16 protein-coding genes are annotated in these 18,715 nt (G+C 45.2%); 15 read left to right on the forward strand and 1 reads right to left on the reverse strand.

Translation table 11 applies throughout. The annotated features are described in order from the left end of the window. Positions 1-5: 5 nt before the first annotated feature. Positions 6-1,250, reverse strand: coding sequence for a nucleotidyltransferase (locus K7399_RS03610; RefSeq protein ID WP_028977866.1), 1,245 nt, complete (start codon positions 1,248-1,250; stop codon positions 6-8). A 181-nt stretch (positions 1,251-1,431) separates the two neighbouring features. Here K7399_RS03610 and K7399_RS03615 point away from each other — a divergent pair, with 181 nt between their 5' ends. The 15 genes from K7399_RS03615 (at position 1,432) to ftsA (ending at position 18,695) form a co-directional block, all read left to right on the forward strand. Further along, positions 1,432-1,947, forward strand: a complete 516-nt coding sequence (locus tag K7399_RS03615) for a YceD family protein (protein ID WP_028977867.1) — start codon at positions 1,432-1,434, stop codon at positions 1,945-1,947. A gap of 24 nt (positions 1,948-1,971) precedes the next feature. Then, positions 1,972-2,145 carry a 50S ribosomal protein L32 gene (rpmF, locus tag K7399_RS03620; protein WP_010026240.1) on the forward strand — a complete coding sequence of 58 codons (174 nt, stop codon included), beginning with the start codon at positions 1,972-1,974 and terminating at the stop codon, positions 2,143-2,145. A 340-nt stretch (positions 2,146-2,485) separates the two neighbouring features. Further along, the gene (locus tag K7399_RS03625; RefSeq protein WP_028977868.1) at positions 2,486-3,031 is read left to right on the forward strand and encodes a hypothetical protein; all 546 of its coding nucleotides are present in this window, start codon (positions 2,486-2,488) and stop codon (positions 3,029-3,031) included. A 371-nt stretch (positions 3,032-3,402) separates the two neighbouring features. Beyond that, entirely contained in the window at positions 3,403-3,834 is a 432-nt protein-coding gene (gene mraZ, locus K7399_RS03630) for a division/cell wall cluster transcriptional repressor MraZ (protein ID WP_028977869.1), read from the forward strand. Between the two features lie 44 nt (positions 3,835-3,878). Next, positions 3,879-4,835, forward strand: a complete 957-nt coding sequence (rsmH, locus tag K7399_RS03635; protein WP_028977870.1) for a 16S rRNA (cytosine(1402)-N(4))-methyltransferase RsmH — start codon at positions 3,879-3,881, stop codon at positions 4,833-4,835. Then, positions 4,832-5,188 (forward strand): cell division protein FtsL, encoded by a 357-nt coding sequence (ftsL, locus tag K7399_RS03640; RefSeq protein ID WP_028977871.1) that lies wholly within the window; start codon positions 4,832-4,834, stop codon positions 5,186-5,188. The genes rsmH and ftsL overlap by 4 nt, the downstream gene beginning before the upstream one ends. Before the next feature lie 14 nt (positions 5,189-5,202). Further along, entirely contained in the window at positions 5,203-7,416 is a 2,214-nt protein-coding gene (locus K7399_RS03645) for a penicillin-binding protein (RefSeq protein ID WP_028977872.1), read from the forward strand. A gap of 76 nt (positions 7,417-7,492) precedes the next feature. Next, positions 7,493-9,433: a stage V sporulation protein D gene (locus K7399_RS03650; protein WP_128166560.1), complete on the forward strand. Its 1,941-nt coding sequence runs from the start codon at positions 7,493-7,495 to the stop codon at positions 9,431-9,433. Between the two features lie 178 nt (positions 9,434-9,611). Then, positions 9,612-11,087: a UDP-N-acetylmuramoyl-L-alanyl-D-glutamate--2,6-diaminopimelate ligase gene (locus K7399_RS03655; protein ID WP_028977874.1), complete on the forward strand. Its 1,476-nt coding sequence runs from the start codon at positions 9,612-9,614 to the stop codon at positions 11,085-11,087. Positions 11,088-11,122: 35 nt separating this feature from the next. Beyond that, entirely contained in the window at positions 11,123-12,511 is a 1,389-nt protein-coding gene (locus K7399_RS03660; protein ID WP_028977875.1) for a UDP-N-acetylmuramoyl-tripeptide--D-alanyl-D-alanine ligase, read from the forward strand. Between the two features lie 62 nt (positions 12,512-12,573). Next, positions 12,574-13,551 (forward strand): phospho-N-acetylmuramoyl-pentapeptide-transferase, encoded by a 978-nt coding sequence (mraY, locus tag K7399_RS03665; RefSeq protein WP_028977876.1) that lies wholly within the window; start codon positions 12,574-12,576, stop codon positions 13,549-13,551. After that, positions 13,548-14,912 (forward strand): UDP-N-acetylmuramoyl-L-alanine--D-glutamate ligase, encoded by a 1,365-nt coding sequence (gene murD / locus K7399_RS03670; RefSeq protein WP_028977877.1) that lies wholly within the window; start codon positions 13,548-13,550, stop codon positions 14,910-14,912. The genes mraY and murD overlap by 4 nt, the downstream gene beginning before the upstream one ends. A 65-nt stretch (positions 14,913-14,977) precedes the next feature. Further along, positions 14,978-16,075: a stage V sporulation protein E gene (gene spoVE / locus K7399_RS03675; RefSeq protein ID WP_028977878.1), complete on the forward strand. Its 1,098-nt coding sequence runs from the start codon at positions 14,978-14,980 to the stop codon at positions 16,073-16,075. A gap of 149 nt (positions 16,076-16,224) precedes the next feature. Next, a complete protein-coding gene (locus tag K7399_RS03680) occupies positions 16,225-17,007 on the forward strand; it encodes a cell division protein FtsQ/DivIB (RefSeq protein ID WP_028977879.1) in 783 nt (260 codons plus the stop codon). Between the two features lie 401 nt (positions 17,008-17,408). After that, the gene (gene ftsA, locus K7399_RS03685) at positions 17,409-18,695 is read left to right on the forward strand and encodes a cell division protein FtsA (RefSeq protein ID WP_028982941.1); all 1,287 of its coding nucleotides are present in this window, start codon (positions 17,409-17,411) and stop codon (positions 18,693-18,695) included. Positions 18,696-18,715: the final 20 nt, after the last annotated feature.

An 18,715-nucleotide genomic window follows, 5' to 3' on the forward strand; every position in this document is an offset into this window, starting at 1 on the left:
ACGATTTACTCATTGAGAAATCGTCCTGTTGTTTCATCATAGCGAAACGGAGGATGTCCTGTTTCACTGTAGGTTGTCTTTGTCGGGTCTTTAATCGTTAAGAAATCGTAAATCTGAGCTGCTTTGAGATCGAGTTCTACCATATCTGAACGGTGATTGCGGATTTTGGAAAGAATTGGAACCGAGATCTTCTTTCGAATCTTCGCCAGATATGCTTGTCCGACGCTGTTCATTCCAAGCAGACGGATCGCATCGGGCTCACTTTCTAGAGCAAGTGAAATCGCCTGCTTTTTCAGTGTATCCGTCAAAATATGTGCCGAGAGACGTTGCAGACGCGCCCATGTATACCGCTTTGTTTTAACTGCCGAGATAAACGCTTGAAAAGAGTGTGCATGACGAATTTGCGACTGCAAACGATGTTCAATGCCTTCTTCCATTTCATAAATAGCGTGAAGCCGCTCTTTGTCTGAGGAGATCAATTTATATTTCAAATAGGGAAAGAAGCGTTCCCAAGTTCCGTAGTCTTGCTCGCGATGAGCCAATTCTAGTTGATCTGCAACAAAATCAGGTACTTTATCGCTAATCGATTGTATTGATTGTTGCTCAAGATGGCTGCGGATGCTTGATGCGCTGGCTATAGCATTCGCTTGATCCCAGCTCTGATCGTTGTGCTGTGCTTGACGTCTCGGAATGGTGTACGGTATTATCGTACTGTTTCGCTGCCGAATGGCTCTGATGTATTGAAAACCAAGGCTGTTATTCGGTTTTGCTAAATCGACGAGATCAATTGATTTGTCAGTGGCTATAGCTCGATAAGCAGCTGCATGGGCATTTGGGTAACTCAATCCCTGTTTCATCGATTCATTTAATTTCGTGTCATAGTCTGTTTGATGTTGTTCAATCAGCGAAAGGGTATTCATAAAAGGCGCAATTTTTCCATCTTCGCTGCTAAAGAGTAAAGCATTTACGCCGAGCCGATCCAGAATGGCGACTGCGCCTCGAGCAAAAACATCCGCCTTACCGACTGCATAGACATAAGGAAGTTCAACGATAAGATCTGCACCTGCTTGAAGTGCCATTTGTGTGCGTCGCCATTTTGAAACAAGTGCCGGTTCGCCTCTTTGTACGAAATCCCCGCTCATGACGACAATGACAACATCAGGATGCAGTTGTTTCTTTAGTGTGTCAAGCTGATAGTGGTGTCCATTATGAAATGGGTTATATTCGGCGATAATTCCGGCAATAATCATTATGCGTTCATCCTTTTTGAAATCAAGATCATGAATGTTCCCATTTTATCATAATCATCGAATAAAAGAGAAATTGCTCTGGGTCCGCTTATTATGATAATCTTAACTAAGGCAGCTCGGCGGATTGACATTCTATTATGCGGGGCTTATAATAACATTTGTTGTCTAGAGGTGGTTCAGTATGTCTTTAACATGGTCCGTTCCTGATCTGATGCAGTATCGAGATGAGGGACTGAGTTTTAACAAAGAAGTTGTATTACCTCTGGAATTGTTTCGCTCGGATCCTGAAATACGAAGCATATCACCTGTTGAGGTTAAGGGTGTCGTTGAATTTTCAAAACGATCATTGACCTTCCATCTGCGGTTATCGGGAACGATGGTGCTCCCATGTGCCATGACGTTGGAGGATGTTGATTATCCCTTTCAAATCAATAGCGCCGAAACATTTTTATTAACGGCGGGGAATGCAAGCGAAGATGAGGGAGAATTTGTCCATACCATTGAGAATGAACAAATTGATTTAACCCCTTATCTCGTTGAAGCAATTATGGTTGAGAAACCAATGCGAGTAGTCAGTGAAAAAGCGCGTGCTCAGGATCATCTCTCCGGGAATGACTGGGCGCTTGTTGATGAGGAAACGTCGAAGCACCAGATTGATCCAAGGTTGGAAAAACTGAAAAAGTTTTTTGACGATTAATTAGTGTCTGAGGAGGTGTCATCCATGGCAGTACCAAAAAGAAGAACGTCTACTACACGCAAAAACAAGCGTCGTACACATTTTAAACTGGCCGTTCCAGGCATGGTAAAGTGTGACAACTGTGGTGAATATAAATTAGCTCACCGTGTGTGCCCGTCATGCGGCTCATATAAAGGTGAAGAAGTCGTAGAGAAATAATTTCTATTCATGCGAGGAGCCCAAGCGGCTCTTTTTTCGTTGGAAAAACAAAAGTCAAAACGTGCAGACAATGAAAAGCGTTTGCGAGCATTTTGAGGCGAGCTGCCCCCGTACTGCCCGCAGCAAGCGAGCAGCTGGGGCGCCCGTCAGGTACAAAATTGATGGTTAAAAACTGCATACAGAGCAATAACCGGGCACTTTTTGCCCGGTTTTTTCTACCCTTTTTTATCGCTTGTCTCAAAAGAAAAAAGCCGGTTTTCTTCTACCGATCCTATCAACAGCATAAGGTATAAAACAAGAGCACAGCTCAAACAAGATTTAAGAGAAAAGAGGGAAGAGAATGCCATCGATAAGACAAGACGCGTGGATGCATGCAGAAGATGTCAAACTTGCAGAAATCATTCTGCGCCATATTAAAGAAGGCAGCACACAACTTGCCGGATTTGCCGAGGCCGGAAGCATACTCTCTCGTACGCCGGCAGCCTGCGGCTTTCGTTGGAATTCATCGATTCGCAAGTTATATGAGCAAGAATTGCAGGAAGCAAAAGCCATCCGCAAAGCGCGCAAAAAAAAGAAGAAAAAGGGAGATTTAGAATCTCAGCCACTTAAGGATCCGTTTGCCGAAATACCGGAACAGAAGCGGCACATTTCTGAATCGGAAATCGATCAATTAATCCGTTTTCTTACTGATTTAAAGGAACAGTCAAGTGATGTTGATGTTGAGGAAGAGGAAAAGCTGCTTCGCGAAAAGCAGCAGCTGGAATCTGCCTATCAGCAGTTAAAAAGTGATTATACAGTTATGAAACAAAATTATGAATCACTGCTTAATGTATTCAAAGTTGTTGATCAGGCAAGGAAGGAAATTCCAGCGATCAAAGAATCTTGAAAGCCGCCCCATTAAAGAATCATGCTGATGGTTTGGGACTTCCGTTGCAGGGGACGCGATGCATGATGTTAGACTCGCGTACAAGCGTTCAGATCGGGTTTCTTGTTAAACCTGATCTTTTTTTATACATAGTAAACAACTTTTAAAAGTTAAGCGGCGCAAATGCGGGTCCCTGAGGAGCGACTCTGGATCAGCCGCGGTCACGCCCTGTACCCAACGCGAAAGCCACCGGTCTGCAGAAGTAAGGGGCGGACAAGCCCGGTTTTTCTTATTTGGGAAGGATTACAACCCTAATTAAGCGAATATAAAAAATAAAGTGGTGGAAAGTGGGGGAATGTGGTAAAGTAAAAACAAAAGAGGGGGCGGCTCTATTGTTTATGGGAGAATTCAATCACAACATAGACACAAAAGGCCGTCTCATCATTCCAGCAAAATTTCGCGATGAACTCGGGGACTCTTTTGTCATCACACGTGGCCTTGATCAGTGTCTTTTTGTTTATCCAATGAATGAATGGCACAGAATAGAAGAAAAACTTAAGGCACTTCCTTTTACAAAAAAAGATGCACGTGCATTCACGCGTTTCTTTTTTTCGGGAGCCAGTGAAAGCGCGTTGGACAAGCAGGGTCGGGTATCAATCGGCAACAGTCTCCGTGAGTATGCGAAATTAGTGAAAGATTGTGTGGTCATCGGTGTATCGACGCGTCTTGAGATTTGGGATCAAGAAACGTGGAGCCGCTATTTCGCACAATCTGAAGAATCCTTCAATGACATCTCGGAGAGCTTGCTTGATTTGGACCTCTAAGGGCAATGAACTGCTTGTGTTCTTTGAGATAGGAGTCGGTAGCAGTGTTTGAACATAGAACAGTATTGAAGAATGAAGCAGTTAACGAACTGAATGTGAATCCAAATGGAATTTATGTGGATTGTACGCTTGGCGGCGGCGGACACAGCGAAGCGATTGCTTCGCAGCTTGATCAAGGCCGTCTCTACGCATTTGATCAAGATGATGAGGCGCTTCAAGCTGCCTCCGAACGCTTGAAGCCCTTCGCAGAAAAAATCACGTTTATCAAATCGAACTTTAGACATTTAGAACAAGAACTTCATCAGCATGGTGTGTTGGAAGTAGACGGCATACTGTTTGATCTGGGCGTATCCTCACCGCAATTTGACCACGCAAATCGTGGTTTCAGCTATCAGCACAATGGACCGCTTGATATGCGCATGGATCGATCACAGCCCTTAACGGCGGCAGTTATTGTCAATGAATGGCCATTTGAGCAATTGTCTCGAATTTTCTTCTTGTATGGGGAAGAGCGGTTCTCAAAAGCAATTGCACGAAAAATTGAGAAAGTACGTATGCAGCACCCGATCGAGACAACCGAGCAGCTGACGGAACTGATTAAAGAAGCGATTCCTGCACCGGCACGCAGAAAAGGCGGCCACCCGGCAAAACGTGTCTTTCAAGCCTTGCGCATTGCCGTCAATGATGAGTTGGGAAGCTTTGACGAAGCCCTGACTCAGTCGCTCCGCATGGTGAAAATTGGCGGGAGAATTGCGGTGATCAGCTTTCAATCACTTGAGGACAAACTGTGCAAACAGTTTTTCAAAAAATACAGCGATCCCCCGGAATTGCCGCCCGGGTTGCCAGTTGTACCGAAAACTTTTTTACCAGTTTTGAAAAAAGTGAGCAGAAAACCGATAATACCTTCACAGAAAGAAGTTTTAGAAAATCGTCGATCACATTCCGCAAAGCTAAGAGTTGCAGAAAAAATCAGATCTATTGAGGAGGATGAGGAGCAATGAATCTCAGTCAGCAAGCGTATAAAGTACAAAGGCAGGAGTATGTTGAAGCGGCACCGCGCCAGAGACAAGTTGTCATTACCCGGCGCGTGACGAAGGGTGAGAAAGCGCTGTGGGCGATGGCCGGTATCATGATCTTTGCTATGGCACTACTGCTCGTTGCGAATCAAGCAAAATTGTACATCGCATCAAAAGATGTTGCTTCTCTCCAATCGAAAATTGATGAACAAGCAAAAGTGACCCAGCAATTGAAAGCAGAATCGGACAGCTTAAGTTCGCCGGAACGCATTGTTCGATTTGCGGAAAAGGAACTTGGGTTAAAACTGGACATTGAAAACGTCAAAGTACTTCCTTAAGGTGGTTTGCTCCCATGAATCAAAGCAAAAGAAGATTAATAAGCTTTTGGACAGGAATAGTCGGCACGATTTTCATGCTGGCTTTTTTTGTCATTATTGGGCGCTTCGTTTACATCGCTCAGGGGAAAAAAATTGATAACCATAATCTTTTGCAACTCGGTGAAAAACAGTGGTCGCAGTATAAGGTTGTCGATGAAAAAAGAGGAACCATTTATTCTTCGAACGGACGAATTCTTGCTGAAGATGTTCCTGCTTACACGTTGTATGCGATTTTAAGCCCGAAAAGTGATAACTATGTGAAGAATAAGCAAAAAACAGCAGAGAAGCTGGCACCGATCTTAGGAATGAAGGTCTCGGATATTCTACAAAGACTCAATAAAAATGTTTATCAGGTAGAATTCGGAGCTAAGGGCAAGATGCTGAGCTATAAGACAAAACAGGCCATTGATCAATTAAAGCTTCCGGGGATTGGTTATATTACGGAATCGAAGCGCTATTATCCGAATCAGTCAAGTGCTGCCTACACACTTGGTTTTACGCAAATGAACTCGGAAAAAAATCAGCAAAAAGGTGTGTTTGGCATTGAACAATCACTGGACAACTATTTAACGGAAAAAGACGGATCCATTCGTTATTACCGCAGCCTTACCGGTGTTCCCATCCCGGATGAAAAACAGAAAATGACAAAGTCCGTTCCTGGCAAAAATGTTTATCTGACGCTGAATTCACGAATTCAAACGGTTTTGGATCAAACGATGTCCAGTGTTCAGGAAAAATACAAGCCGGAAAATATAATTGGTGTTGTAGCTGATCCTAAAACAGGGAAACTATTGGCAATGTCCAGTTACCCGACTTTTAACCCGAATAAGCGCGACATTAAGCAGTTCAGCAATGCACCGATCGCACTTCCTTACGAACCTGGTTCGGTCATGAAGACATTTACGGTAGCATCGGCCATTGACGCTGGCGTGTACAATGGTTCGGCGACCTATGCATCCGGTGACTACAAAACAGATGGCGGGACAATTCATGATTGGCGGCGTCAAGGCTGGGGAACGATCACGTTTGACCAAGGATTTGAATTGTCATCAAATGTAGGGATGGCAGTGTTGACCGATAAATATTTGGGAACGGACAAGCTGAGCGATTATTTGCGTAAATTTGGTTTCATGCAAAAAACAGGCATTGATCTCCCTGGCGAGCGCTCAAGCGTTGTCAATTGGCGCTGGAGACTAGATAAATTGGAGGCTTCATTTGGACAAGCCTCAGCGTTCACAGCGATGCAGATCGTTCAAGCTGCGACTGCGGTTGCAAACAACGGGAAAATGATGCGTCCCTATATCGTCGATCATGTTGTGAATCCAGAGACGAACAAGACCGTGTTGCAGCACAAGCCGGTTGTTACTGGACATCCGATTTCTGCCTCAGCTGCTGAACAGACTCGAGCGCTGATGCGCAAAGTAGTAACAGACAAAAATGTCGTCAACGGGACAAGTGCGACCGGCCTGAATTATGATCTCCCTGGATATGACGTTATTGGCAAAACAGGCACTGCGCAGATCTCCTTAAACGGGAACTATTTATATGGCAAAAATAATTACATCCACTCTTTTCTAGGTATGGCACCTGAAAAAGACCCGAAGTTGATCGTTTATGTTGCAGTCAAACAACCGCAGCTTAAAGCAACCGAACTGGGACCTGAGCCGGTGGCCGACATTGTGCGCCCAGTGATGACCAGTGCACTTCAATATCTTCAAGTAGACAAAAAAGCAAGCACGGCAACGGAGAAGACCAAACTTTCTTCTGTCAAAGCGGCCGATTATACCGGACAAAGTATGGAAGAAACGGCGAATGCTCTAAAGGCAAAAGGCATCGTTCCGATTCAAATTGGCTCAGGAACGATTCGAAATCAGTTGCCTTATCCGGGAGAACGCGTGTACGCCGGCAGTAAATTCATCTTATCCGGCGATGTGCAAAAGAAGATGCCTGATTTAAGCGGTTGGTCTATGGCCGATATCATGAAACTGGCGGATTTGGAAGAGCTTAAGCTCGTGACTAAGGGCAATGGCTTTGCATCGGATCAAAGTATTCCAAAAGGTGCAGAGTTGAAAGCAGGACGCACGCTGACCGTCACTTTGACAGGCGAAAAGAAGAACTCGTCGGAAGGTGCATCACATGTGCCGGCAACATCGTCCGCTTCTGAGTCGGGAACCTCAGATAACCCGTAAATCATTGGAAGCTCGTTCTATTTTTCTTGAACTGCTCATATGGGTAGGACAAGGAAGATAGGAGGGAGGCTTACCTGTGCGTATTTCGAACGTGACCGTCAAAAGACGGTTGTTGTTTTTTTTGACGATTGGATTGATTGCTTTTGCAATCTTTATTGCGAGACTTGCTTATTTGCAGATCTTTGAAAATAATTGGCTGATGAATTACGCACTGAATTCGTGGAGCAGAGAAATTCCCTATGAGGCCGAACGTGGACGAATCTTGGATACTCGAGGCAAGGTGCTGGCGACTAATGTGAGCAGTCCGTCTGTCTTGGTTGTCCCCCGTCAAGTCAAGGATAAAAATAAGACAGCGGATCAGCTGTCTTCTGTACTGAACATGAGCAAGAAGCGCGCGTATGAGAAAATCTCAAAAAACGAGTCCATTGTCCGCATTACCCCCGAGGGAAGAAAAATCTCAAATGAGAAGGCAGCCGAAGTGAAAGCACTGGGCCTTCCAGGCGTCTTTGTTGCTGAAGATTTTAAACGGGACTATCCAAAAGGAAACTTTTTGGCCCATGTACTAGGGTTTGCCGGCATTGACAATCAAGGTCTTACCGGACTGGAATCCTACTACAATGAAGGTTTGGAAGGAAAAGACGGACATGTTGCCTTTTTCTCAGACGTGAACGGGAATCGAATGTCTGATCTCAAGGATGAGTATATTCCGCCCAAAAGCGGTGCGAGTCTAATGCTGACCGTTGATTCACGTGTGCAGTCCATCGTAGAGCGCGAGTTGAACAATGCTGTTGCTGCTTATCATCCGGATAGTGCTTTGGCGATTGCTATGGATCCGAATACCGGTGCAATACTCGGCATGTCATCGAAACCAGATTATAATCCCGAAAAATATAAGACCGTTTCACCGGACGTGTATAATCACAACTTGCCGATTTGGAAGACCTATGAACCCGGTTCAACATTTAAAGTTATCACGCTTTCAGCAGCACTTCAGGAGAAAGCCGTTGACCTTAAAAAGGATCATTTTTATGATTCAGGTTCTATTGAGGTTGGCGGGGCACATCTTCACTGCTGGAAGAAAGGCGGGCATGGCTCCGAGTCATTTTTGGAAGTCGTTCAGAATTCCTGCAACCCTGGTTTTGTCGCTTTGGGCGAGCGAATCGGGAAGGACAAATTGTTTTCTTATATTGATAAATTTGGCTTCGGCGTCAAAACGGGGATTGATCTTCAAGGCGAAGCGAAAGGGATCTTGTTCAACAAAGATAAGATCGGACCGCTGGAAGCTGCAACGACAGCATTCGGTCAAGGGGTTTCGGTCACCCCGATTCAGCAAATAACTGCAGTATCCGCTGCGATCAACGGCGGGTACCTCTATCAGCCGCAACTTGCAAAAGCGTGGGTAGACACAGATACCGGCAAGGTCATCAACCGCATTGAACCCGTCATGAAGCGAAAAGTGATCTCTGAGAATACGTCCAAGCAGGTGCGAGATACGCTTGAAAGTGTTGTTGCTCAAGGAACCGGCCGAAATGCGTTTGTTCAAGGCTATCGTGTAGGAGGAAAAACAGGTACCGCACAAAAAGTAGATCCGAAAACGGGACGCTACTTGAGTAATGATTATATTGTGTCTTTTATGGGCTTTGCGCCGGCAGATAATCCGAAAATTGCTGTTTATGTCTCAATTGACCATCCCAAAAATACCGTTCAATTTGGCGGTACCGTCTCTGCACCGATTGCCGGACGAATCATTGGCGACAGTCTGAGTGCGATGGGGGTCAAGAAACAAAAAGGCGGTCTTGAGAAAGAAGTGCGCTATCCAGATCAGCCGATGATTAAAATTCCGGATCTTAAGGGTATGGATAAAAACGATTTGCGAAATGCCCTGTTTAACTTAAAACTTGAAACAAAAGGTGATGGCGATGTTGTGACCATGCAATCGCCGAAACCAGGAATTAAGGTCAAACAAGGTTCAACAATAATGGTGTACTTAGGTGACAAAAAGAAGGCAGACGATTAAAATAAGCAATGGACGTTCGGGAGCCGGTGCGCGTAATGCCGGCTCCCCGAGCATACATAACTAAGCGGGGGGCTGTGCCTGGTCTTGATCATGCATTAACCTTGAAAAAACGCTGTTTCAGCGTGTGCTGAAGCAGTGCACCGCTTTGACATTAAGATGACGAGGGACGTGTCAAATAATGAAACTTTCCGATTGCCTGAAGGCACTTGATATTTTCAGACAAGAAGGAGCAGGAAACCCTGAGATTGATGAGCTTATGATTGATTCGAGATTGGTAAAGCCCGGATCACTATTCTTTTGTATAAAAGGTCATCACGTTGACGGCCATCGTTTTGCGCAACAAGCGCAAGCGAGCGGTGCATCAGCGATTGTTGCTCAAGATGCAGTTGATGTTTCTATCCCGGTGATTCGGGTGAACGATACGCACCGTGCACTGGCCATGATCTCGGATTATTTTTATGGGCAGCCGAGCCATGATTTGTTTCTGCTCGGTGTTACAGGAACGAATGGGAAGACAACCATTACGTACCTTGTGCAGGCAATTCAAGAAGCGGCCGGCATAAATACCGGTTTAATTGGTACAATGGGTATGCATTATAAAAATAAATCGATTCCGGTCCAGAATACTACACCTGAAGTCCATTTAATTCATCAAAATTTAGCGAAAATGAAGGCTGAAGGGGCAGTCTCGGTCGTTCTGGAAGCTTCCTCGAACGCGCTTTATGATGGTCGATTACATGGTTGCGCCTTTAATGTAGGTGTTTTTACGAATTTAACTGAGGACCATTTGGATCTTCATGGAACGATGAAAGACTACATGTATGCAAAGAGTCTACTTTTTTCGCAGCTTGGAAATTGCTACGGCATTGGACAGAAAAGGGCTGCAGTTTTGAATGTAGATGATCCTGCATCAGAGGTCTATAAACACATGACTGCGGCTCATGTGATTACCTACGGAATTAATCATTCCGCAGATTTTCGCGCGAAGGCAATCAAAATTAATCCATCGGGAACGGCGTTTATTCTAGAAAACGCCGGTCGTAGTTACCCGGTTTCAATGAAACTGATCGGCAAATTCAGTGTCTATAATGTGCTTGCGGCGCTTGCTGCTTGTTCCGTTTCAGGGATCGCTCTAGAAGCTATGATTCATACAGTGGAACAAATTAAAGGCGTGGCAGGACGATTTGAACCCGTTGATGCCGGTCAGGATTTCACAGTCATTGTCGATTACTCGCATACCCCGGACAGCTTAGAAAATGCCCTGAGCACGATCAAAGAATTTGCTCGAAAGCGTGTGATTACGATTGCAGGCTGCGGCGGTGATCGTGAGCGTGGCAAACGACCGATTATGGCAAAAATTGCTGTGGATAACAGCGATCTTGCTATTCTAACTGCTGATAATCCGCGAACCGAGGATCCCGAGCAAATTCTGCTGGAAATGGAAGCCGGCGTAAAGGGTCGGGACTATCGAAAAATTCCCGACCGCCGAGAAGCCATTCGCGATGCGGTAAATGAAGCTGATAGCGGAGATATTCTATTGATCGCCGGTAAAGGGCATGAGGACTATCAGATTATCGGAACAACAAAACACCATTTTGACGATCGAGAAGAAGCACGCAAAGCAATTCTTGAACGATTGAATCGGAATGAATAAACGGACGTACTGTTCGCATTAAGGGAGCGTAACCAATGAGTATTGGTATCGATATAATCAGAGGTCAAGCGATTCAATCGATCGGATCTGCCGATCATTTGATCGGTCGCTTGGCGATCATGACAGACAGCCGCAAGCCGCATCGAAACAGCCTTTTTGTACCTTTAATCGGCGATCATTTCAACGGTCATCAGTTCATCAATAAGGCCATTGAAAATGGAGCTTCAGCAGCGCTCTGGATGGAAAGGGAGCCTCTTCCGCAGGATCTGCCCGCGAATTTTCCTCTCTTTCTCGTTCGCGATACGTTAAAAGCACTTCAGAACATGGCGAAGAGTTATCTGAATCAAGTGCAGCCAAAGGTCATCGCGGTTACCGGATCTAATGGGAAAACGACGACCAAGGACATGCTCTACAGCATCCTTCAAGGCGCGTTTCGGACATTTAAAACGCAAGGAAATTTGAATAATCATATCGGCGTTCCGTTGACGATCCTTGCGATGCCTGAGGACACAGAGGTTCTCGTGCTGGAAATGGGGATGAATCATTTTGGCGAACTGACTTTTCTCAGCCAGATCGCCAAACCGAATGTTGCATTGATCACGAATATCGGCGAGTCGCATATCGAATATCTTGGCAGCCGTGCGGGCATTGCTAAGGCAAAACTCGAAATCGTAAATGGCTTGAAGAAACATGGAACGCTGATCATTGACGGTGACGAACCGCTGCTTGCCCCTGTTCAGACCAACGCTTTTCAGATTGTGCGTTGCGGTTATGGCGATCATAATAATTGGCATATTGAGGATGTCGAGGAGTCGCTGACGGGTACGCGATTCTCTCTAAGAGGACAGAAACATCCGTTTGATCTGCCGGTGCTTGGCAAGCATAATGTGAAAAACGCAGCGCTCAGCTTTGCAGCTGCTCGAGTCATCGGCACAGAAGTTGACACGATTCGTCATGGGCTCGCACATTTGCAACTGACCCATTTGCGGTTTGAACGAATAAACGGACTGAACGGCTCTTTGCTCATTAACGATTGCTATAACGCGAATCCGACATCAATGAAGGCATCGCTTGAAACATTGAAAAATTTGTCTGGATATGATCGGCGTGTTGCTGTGCTTGGCGATATGTATGAGCTTGGAAAAAATGAGAAAGTCATGCATAAAGGTGTTGCAGCAGAATTGACGCCACCGTTAACACATGTAGTTACCATTGGCGACAAAGGGGCTTGGATTGCTGATGGTTTACGCGAACAAAGCAGCGATTCTGCCGTTGAGGTTCGCGTCTATAAAACGAAGAAAGAAGCACTTCCGTACCTTCAATCGCTTCTGGATGCGAGGACTGTTATGTTGTTTAAAGCGTCGCGGCGAATGGCACTTGAACAACTCTCCAGCCATCTTCAGGCAGAAGCGCCTGCAGACTAACGAATCTTTTGATATGATCGAGATAATTGTATGCCGCGTATTTTAAAGGAGCGAAAGGATTTATGACATTGACATTATTATTTGGTTTATCGATCTCTTTTCTTGTAACCCTTGTTTTTGCACCTTTTTTTATCCCGATGCTGCGGAGACTTCACTTTGGTCAGTATATCCGTGAGGAAGGGCCGCAGAGTCATCAAAAAAAGAGCGGAACACCAACAATGGGCGGTGTTATTTTCTTGATTGGACTGCTCATCGGAATTCTGGTTATGGGCCTTAAATACCATGTAACAACACCGGAAACTTACATGCTGCTCTTTGTGACCTTTGGGTTCGGGCTTGTTGGATTACTTGATGATTTTATTAAGATTGTCATGAAACGAAATATGGGACTGACTTCGAAACAGAAAATGGCCGCGCAAATTGTTATTTCTGTGGTTTTCTGGTTCATTTTCACCTCCTATGATTATTCGACTTATCTGTCGTTCCCGGGTACAAATGTTATGATCAATCTTTCTTGGTTTTATCCGGTATTTGTTGTTTTTCTATTGATCGGTGTTCCAAATGCAACGAATTTGACGGATGGCATGGACGGATTGCTGACCGGGCTATCCATCATCGCTTTTGCTGCGTATGCCGTCATTTCATGGTACGCCATGAATCTTGGTGTTGCTGTTTTTGCGATGGTGATGCTGGGTGCGCTGCTGGGTTTTCTCATTTTTAATGCCCATCCTGCTCGTGTGTTCATGGGCGATACCGGATCGCTTGCTATCGGCGGTGCACTTGCCGGTATGGCGATTTTGACAAATACAGAAATTCTTCTGGCCATTATTGGCGGTGTGTTTGCGATTGAAACATTGTCTGTCATTATACAAGTCATTTCATTTAAAACAACTGGACGGCGTATCTTCAAAATGAGTCCGATTCATCATCACTTTGAATTGACCGGATGGTCTGAATGGAAGGTTGTTACGGTATTCTGGCTGGTTGGGCTGGCCCTTGCTGTAATTGGAATCTATTTGAAGGTGGGGATGATCAATTGAAAGCATTGGATACATTTGCAAATAAAAAAGTTCTTGTGCTCGGGTTAGCCAAAAGCGGATATGCTGCCGCTAAATTGATGAATGAACTTGGCGCCGATGTGACCGTTAATGATCGTGGCGACTTAAGCCAGAATGAGCACGCTAAGGCGCTTGTCAAACTGGGTGTACGGATCGTTGACGGCGGCCATCCATTAGAACTCATTGATCAAACGACGGCGTTGATGATCAAAAATCCAGGGATTCCATATTCAAATCCGATGATTAAACGTGCAGAAACGCTCGGTATCCCCGTGGTTACGGAAGTTGAAATCGCCGGTCGGCTTGCCGATGCACAATTTATTGGCATTACCGGATCAAACGGAAAAACCACAACAACCATGCTTATTGGCGAAATGATGAAGGGATCCGCCTATGAACCAATTGTTGCCGGAAATATCGGCACGGCTTTGACTTCGGTTGTTCAAAAGGCGAACGAGAAAAATGTGATTGTCGCCGAACTTTCCAGCTTTCAGCTTCAAGGGACGATAGATTTTCACCCGCATGTTGCGGTTGTCTTGAATATCTTCGACCATCATTTGGATTATCATGGAACCGTTGAAAACTACGCGAAGGCAAAAGCACAGATTACGGTTAATCAGACGGCAGATGACGCGCTGGTTTATAACGCAGACAGCAAGCGGGTAGTTCAGTTCATCGCCGAGAAAACAAAAGCAAAAAAAGTACCTTTTTCACTAAAACAAAAAGTAGCAAATGGTGTATATGTTTCAGAAGAAACGATTTATTTCAAAGATCAGGCGATCATGAAAGTGGAAGAGATGGGGCTTCCTGGAGAGCATAACCTGATGAATGCTTTGGCTGCAGTAGCCGTTGCAGGTGTATACGGCGTTTCAGTTCAGCATATGGCCGATGTTCTACGCTCTTTTAAGGGCGTGCGTCACCGTCTGGAATATGTCGGGGTTGTCCAAGGACGTACGGTCTACAATGATTCAAAAGCAACAAACAGTATTGCTACTTCAAAAGCGTTGCATGCGTTCCCAAAAAAAGAGATTGTATTGCTTGCTGGTGGACTTGATCGTGGGAATAGCTTTGATGTTCTGGTTCCCGATCTTGTCAAAGCGCCGATTAAAGCAGTACTTTTGTTTGGAGAAACCCAACAAAAATTGAAAGATGCCTGTTTGAAAGCCAAGATACCGCTCATTAAAGAAGTGGAAAATGTTGAGGCTGCAGTTCCTGAAGCATTCGCATTGTCACAACCGGGTGACGTCATCTTGCTTTCACCTGCTTGCGCAAGCTGGGATCAATACAAATCTTTTGAACAGCGCGGTGACATTTTTATCGCAGAAGTGAATAAGTTTAGATAAGGGGACAGGCCGGGTAAGGTTTGGTGTCGGCAATTTGGGTCCCCGATCTGAACGGAGTGTTGCACATGCGCAAGTATCGTCAGTCGCCGGATCTCATTCTGCTTGGGATCGCATTCACCTTGCTCATCCTTGGGCTTACGATGGTTTACAGTGCTAGTGCCGTTAAAGCTGCAAGCCAATTCGGCGATTCTTTGTATTTTTTAAAACGACAGTTGCTTTTCGCTGTCGTTGGCGTCGGATTAATGTTTGCTGTGATGCGTATCGACTATCATTTCTGGGGGGCGTGGGCAAAGCTTGCTTTAATCGCATGCTATGTTTTGCTTTGCGTGGTCTTAATTCCAGGCGTTGGTCTTGCGCGAGGCGGGGCACGTAGCTGGCTAGGGGTTGGCGCGTTCTCAATTCAGCCTTCTGAATTTACGAAAGTGGCGCTGATTATCTTTTTAGCCAAGTCTCTTTCCGAACATCAATCGTTGCTTCCCAACTTCTGGAGAGGGCTTGTCCGATCGTTTTTACCGGTACTCCTTGCTTTTGGGCTTATTATGCTCCAACCGGATCTAGGAACAGGGATGGTTCTTGTGCTGACTTGTGTGATCATGATTTTCATTGCCGGAGCGCGGATTAAGCATTTCGTCATGATGGGATCACTCGGAGTTCTTGGATTTGTGGGCCTAATTGTATCTGCTCCATACCGCATTAAGCGCTTGACCTCATTTGTTGACCCGTGGCAAGATCCGAAGCAGGGCGGCTTCCAAATCATCCAGTCGCTGCTTGCGATTGGCCCGGGCGGCTTACTTGGGTTTGGATTGGGCCAGAGCAGACAAAAATATCAGTATCTTCCTGAGCCGCAAACGGATTTTATTTTTTCGATTGTTTCGGAAGAGCTTGGTTTCATTGGTGCATCCTTTGTACTCGTGCTTTTCTTTCTTCTTTTGTGGAGGGGCATCTTAATCGCGATGAAGGCACCGGATTTGTTTGGAACATTGCTCGCGGTAGGCATTACAGGGATGATCGCCATACAGATCATGATCAATATTGCGGTTGTCACGGGTTTAATTCCCGTTACCGGAATTACGCTGCCGTTCCTCAGTTACGGCGGTTCCTCATTAACCTTAATGTTGGTATCGATCGGCATACTGCTGAATGTCAGCAAACACGCACATTAAGCGTCCGCTATATGTGCGAAACAAACCCTGCTTAACGCAGGGTTTGCTGTTTTTCACAAAAAAAAATACAATAGACTCATGAGAAAAAGACAGAGCATGGTGCTGCCATAGAAAATGGTCTTGCCATCAAATGAGGAGGAACATGTCCCATGGACAAGAAAAAGGTTGTCGCACTGGAAGATCGACTGCCCCAATTAAAAAAAGAGCGAAAACAGAAAGCAAATCGGCGTTTTGCGCTTTATGCGACTGTCTTTTTTCTCTTGGTCCTCATCGTCGTTTATATTCAATCTCCGTTAAGCCGGGTACAATCGATTACCGTACAGGGGGAACAAATTACGAGCAGTGCGCGCGTCATAAAAGCGAGCGGCATCTCGAATAAAACACATATATGGGATATTGGGGAAAAGGCCGTTACACGCAAAATTAAAAAATTGCCGGCGGTTCGCTCGGTTACGATTAAGAAGAAATTTCCCAACCATGTGACATTAAGCATCAGAGAATACACGCGCAAGGCATACCTGCAGAAAAACGACGGCTACTACCCGATCCTTCAAAATGGTGCGATGCTGAATAAACTATCAAAAGGAACGTTTCCTTTTGACGCACCGGTACTCATTGGCTTTTCAGAGCAAGACGCGATAAAAAAGGTTGCTGAAGGTTTGTCGGGCATATCAAAACAAATGGCACATAACATTTCTGATATTCACTACATAAAGGCATCAGAAAACAATGAAGATCTTGTTTTGTACATGAATGATGGAAACCAAGTGGTCGCCAGCACGCGAACGTTTGTAAAAAATATTAAACTGTATCCGGAAATTGTAGCCAATCTGCCCAAAGATCAGCGCGGAACGATCCATCTTAGTGTCGGCTCCTATTTTGTTCCAGAAGACGTAGGACAATCTTCACAAGAAAGCTCAAACAAACCGTGAAAACGTCAACAAAGTACGGATACTTTGTTGAAATAGTTAAATAGATCTTTTCTAGTTATTCATCTTGGTGTAGACTATTAAATAGTTAAGACTATTAGTAATGAGTAATACTTTTTGGCTGATTATGAGCGCATTTGCTTTAAAAAGCAAGGGCTAAGACCAGCAGATGCTGTCATGCATCAGGTTATTTTAGACGATTAAATTAAAAGGGAATTGCTCCAATGTGTAGAATACAAACAATAGGGTTTGTTTCTATTAATCGAGGAACAGTGAAAATGTTGGGTTGACTGAAATGTCTTTTAACACAAATCGCAGATGTTTATATGTCGCTTGCTCGATCCAATCATCCCTGAATAGAGAAAGCATCAAAGAGATTCAAGAGAAAAAGGGGGTGCCACAGAATGAACAGTGAGGATGTTTTTGTCAGTCTGGATATCGGAACGTCCAGCATAAAAACCGTGATCGGCGAGATGGCAGGAGAAAGGCTGAATGTTATTGGCGTAGGAGAATCGGTCTCGAACGGAATTAAAAAAGGATCGATTGTCGATATTGACGCAACGGTTCGGTCGATCAAGAATGCTGTTGAGCAAGCGGAACGCATGGTCGGCATTGATATAAAAAGTGTGGTTGTCGGCATCTCAGGCAACCACATCCAGCTCCGCAGTTGTCACGGCGTAGTCGCCGTTTCAGCAGAAACCCATGAAATCGGCAACGAGGACATCGCGCGAGTTATTGACGCTGCACAAGTGATGTCGATTCCTCCTGAACGAGAGATTGTTGATGTAATACCAGAACAGTTCATTGTTGATGGCGTAGATGAAATTCATGATCCAAGAGGTATGATCGGTGTGCGTCTTGAGATGGAAGGGACACTCATCACCGGGTCGAAAACTTTACTTCATAACCTGCTGCGCTGCGTAGAACGTGCGGGTTTGACCATTTCGGATATCTGTCTCCAGCCGCTCGCTCTTGGCTCGGTTGCGTTATCTGAAGATGAGAGAAATTTGGGTGTTGCTCTGATCGATATCGGCGGCGGCTCCACTAGTGTCGCTGTTTTCGATCAGGGGACGCTTATTTCTACATTTGAGCTTCCGATTGGCGGCAATCACGTGACCAAAGACTTGTCTATCATACAAAAAATTCCAATGGATGAAGCAGAACAGACGAAAATCAAGCATGGCGTTGCCTATCTTGGTGCAGCGTCTGATGAAGATACGTTTAGCGTTTCAAAAATTGGCAGTGATAAGAAGCAAACCATGAGTCAGGAAGACTTGGCTGAAATTATTCAAGCGCGTATGGGTGAGATGTTTGACATTGTTCAAGAAGAACTGCATCGGATTGGAATTAAAGAGTTACCGGGAGGCTTTGTCCTCACAGGCGGAGTAACAGCGATGCCCGGCGTTGCCGATCTTGCGGCACATCATTTCAATTCCAGCGTCCGTATTGCGTCACCGGACTACATTGGTGTACGCGAGCCGAAATATACAGCTTGCATCGGACTCATTCAATTCGCCTATCATAATGTCAAAATACAGGGCAAAGAGGTGGCAGCAGCCATCGCTCCTGAAGCAGTACATTATGAGGCTGTACAGAAGCAGCAGAAACAGAAAAAATCAAAACAGGCCCCGAAAGAGCGTGAAGGCGTAACAACCAAAGTGAAAAATTGGTTTAATCTGTTCTTTGACTGATCGGGCGGCGGTATGATTAA

Origin of the sequence: Sporolactobacillus terrae (assembly GCF_019930545.1) — a bacterium.
In the GTDB taxonomy this organism is placed as follows: domain Bacteria; phylum Bacillota; class Bacilli; order Bacillales; family Sporolactobacillaceae; genus Sporolactobacillus; species Sporolactobacillus terrae.

Bases quoted from the DNA above. Each gene is read 5' to 3' on its own strand.
- rpmF (WP_010026240.1), top strand. From the start codon at position 1,972: ATGGCAGTACCAAAAAGAAGAACGTCTACTACACGCAAAAACAAGCGT.
- K7399_RS03615 (WP_028977867.1), top strand. From the start codon at position 1,432: ATGTCTTTAACATGGTCCGTTCCTGATCTGATGCAGTATCGAGATGAG.
- spoVE (WP_028977878.1), top strand. From the start codon at position 14,978: ATGCGCAAGTATCGTCAGTCGCCGGATCTCATTCTGCTTGGGATCGCA.
- mraY (WP_028977876.1), top strand. From the start codon at position 12,574: ATGACATTGACATTATTATTTGGTTTATCGATCTCTTTTCTTGTAACC.
- K7399_RS03655 (WP_028977874.1), top strand. From the start codon at position 9,612: ATGAAACTTTCCGATTGCCTGAAGGCACTTGATATTTTCAGACAAGAA.
- K7399_RS03660 (WP_028977875.1), top strand. From the start codon at position 11,123: ATGAGTATTGGTATCGATATAATCAGAGGTCAAGCGATTCAATCGATC.
- K7399_RS03680 (WP_028977879.1), top strand. From the start codon at position 16,225: ATGGACAAGAAAAAGGTTGTCGCACTGGAAGATCGACTGCCCCAATTA.
- K7399_RS03610 (WP_028977866.1), bottom strand. From the start codon at position 1,250: ATGATTATTGCCGGAATTATCGCCGAATATAACCCATTTCATAATGGA.
- K7399_RS03645 (WP_028977872.1), top strand. From the start codon at position 5,203: ATGAATCAAAGCAAAAGAAGATTAATAAGCTTTTGGACAGGAATAGTC.
- ftsL (WP_028977871.1), top strand. From the start codon at position 4,832: ATGAATCTCAGTCAGCAAGCGTATAAAGTACAAAGGCAGGAGTATGTT.
- K7399_RS03625 (WP_028977868.1), top strand. From the start codon at position 2,486: ATGCCATCGATAAGACAAGACGCGTGGATGCATGCAGAAGATGTCAAA.
- ftsA (WP_028982941.1), top strand. From the start codon at position 17,409: ATGAACAGTGAGGATGTTTTTGTCAGTCTGGATATCGGAACGTCCAGC.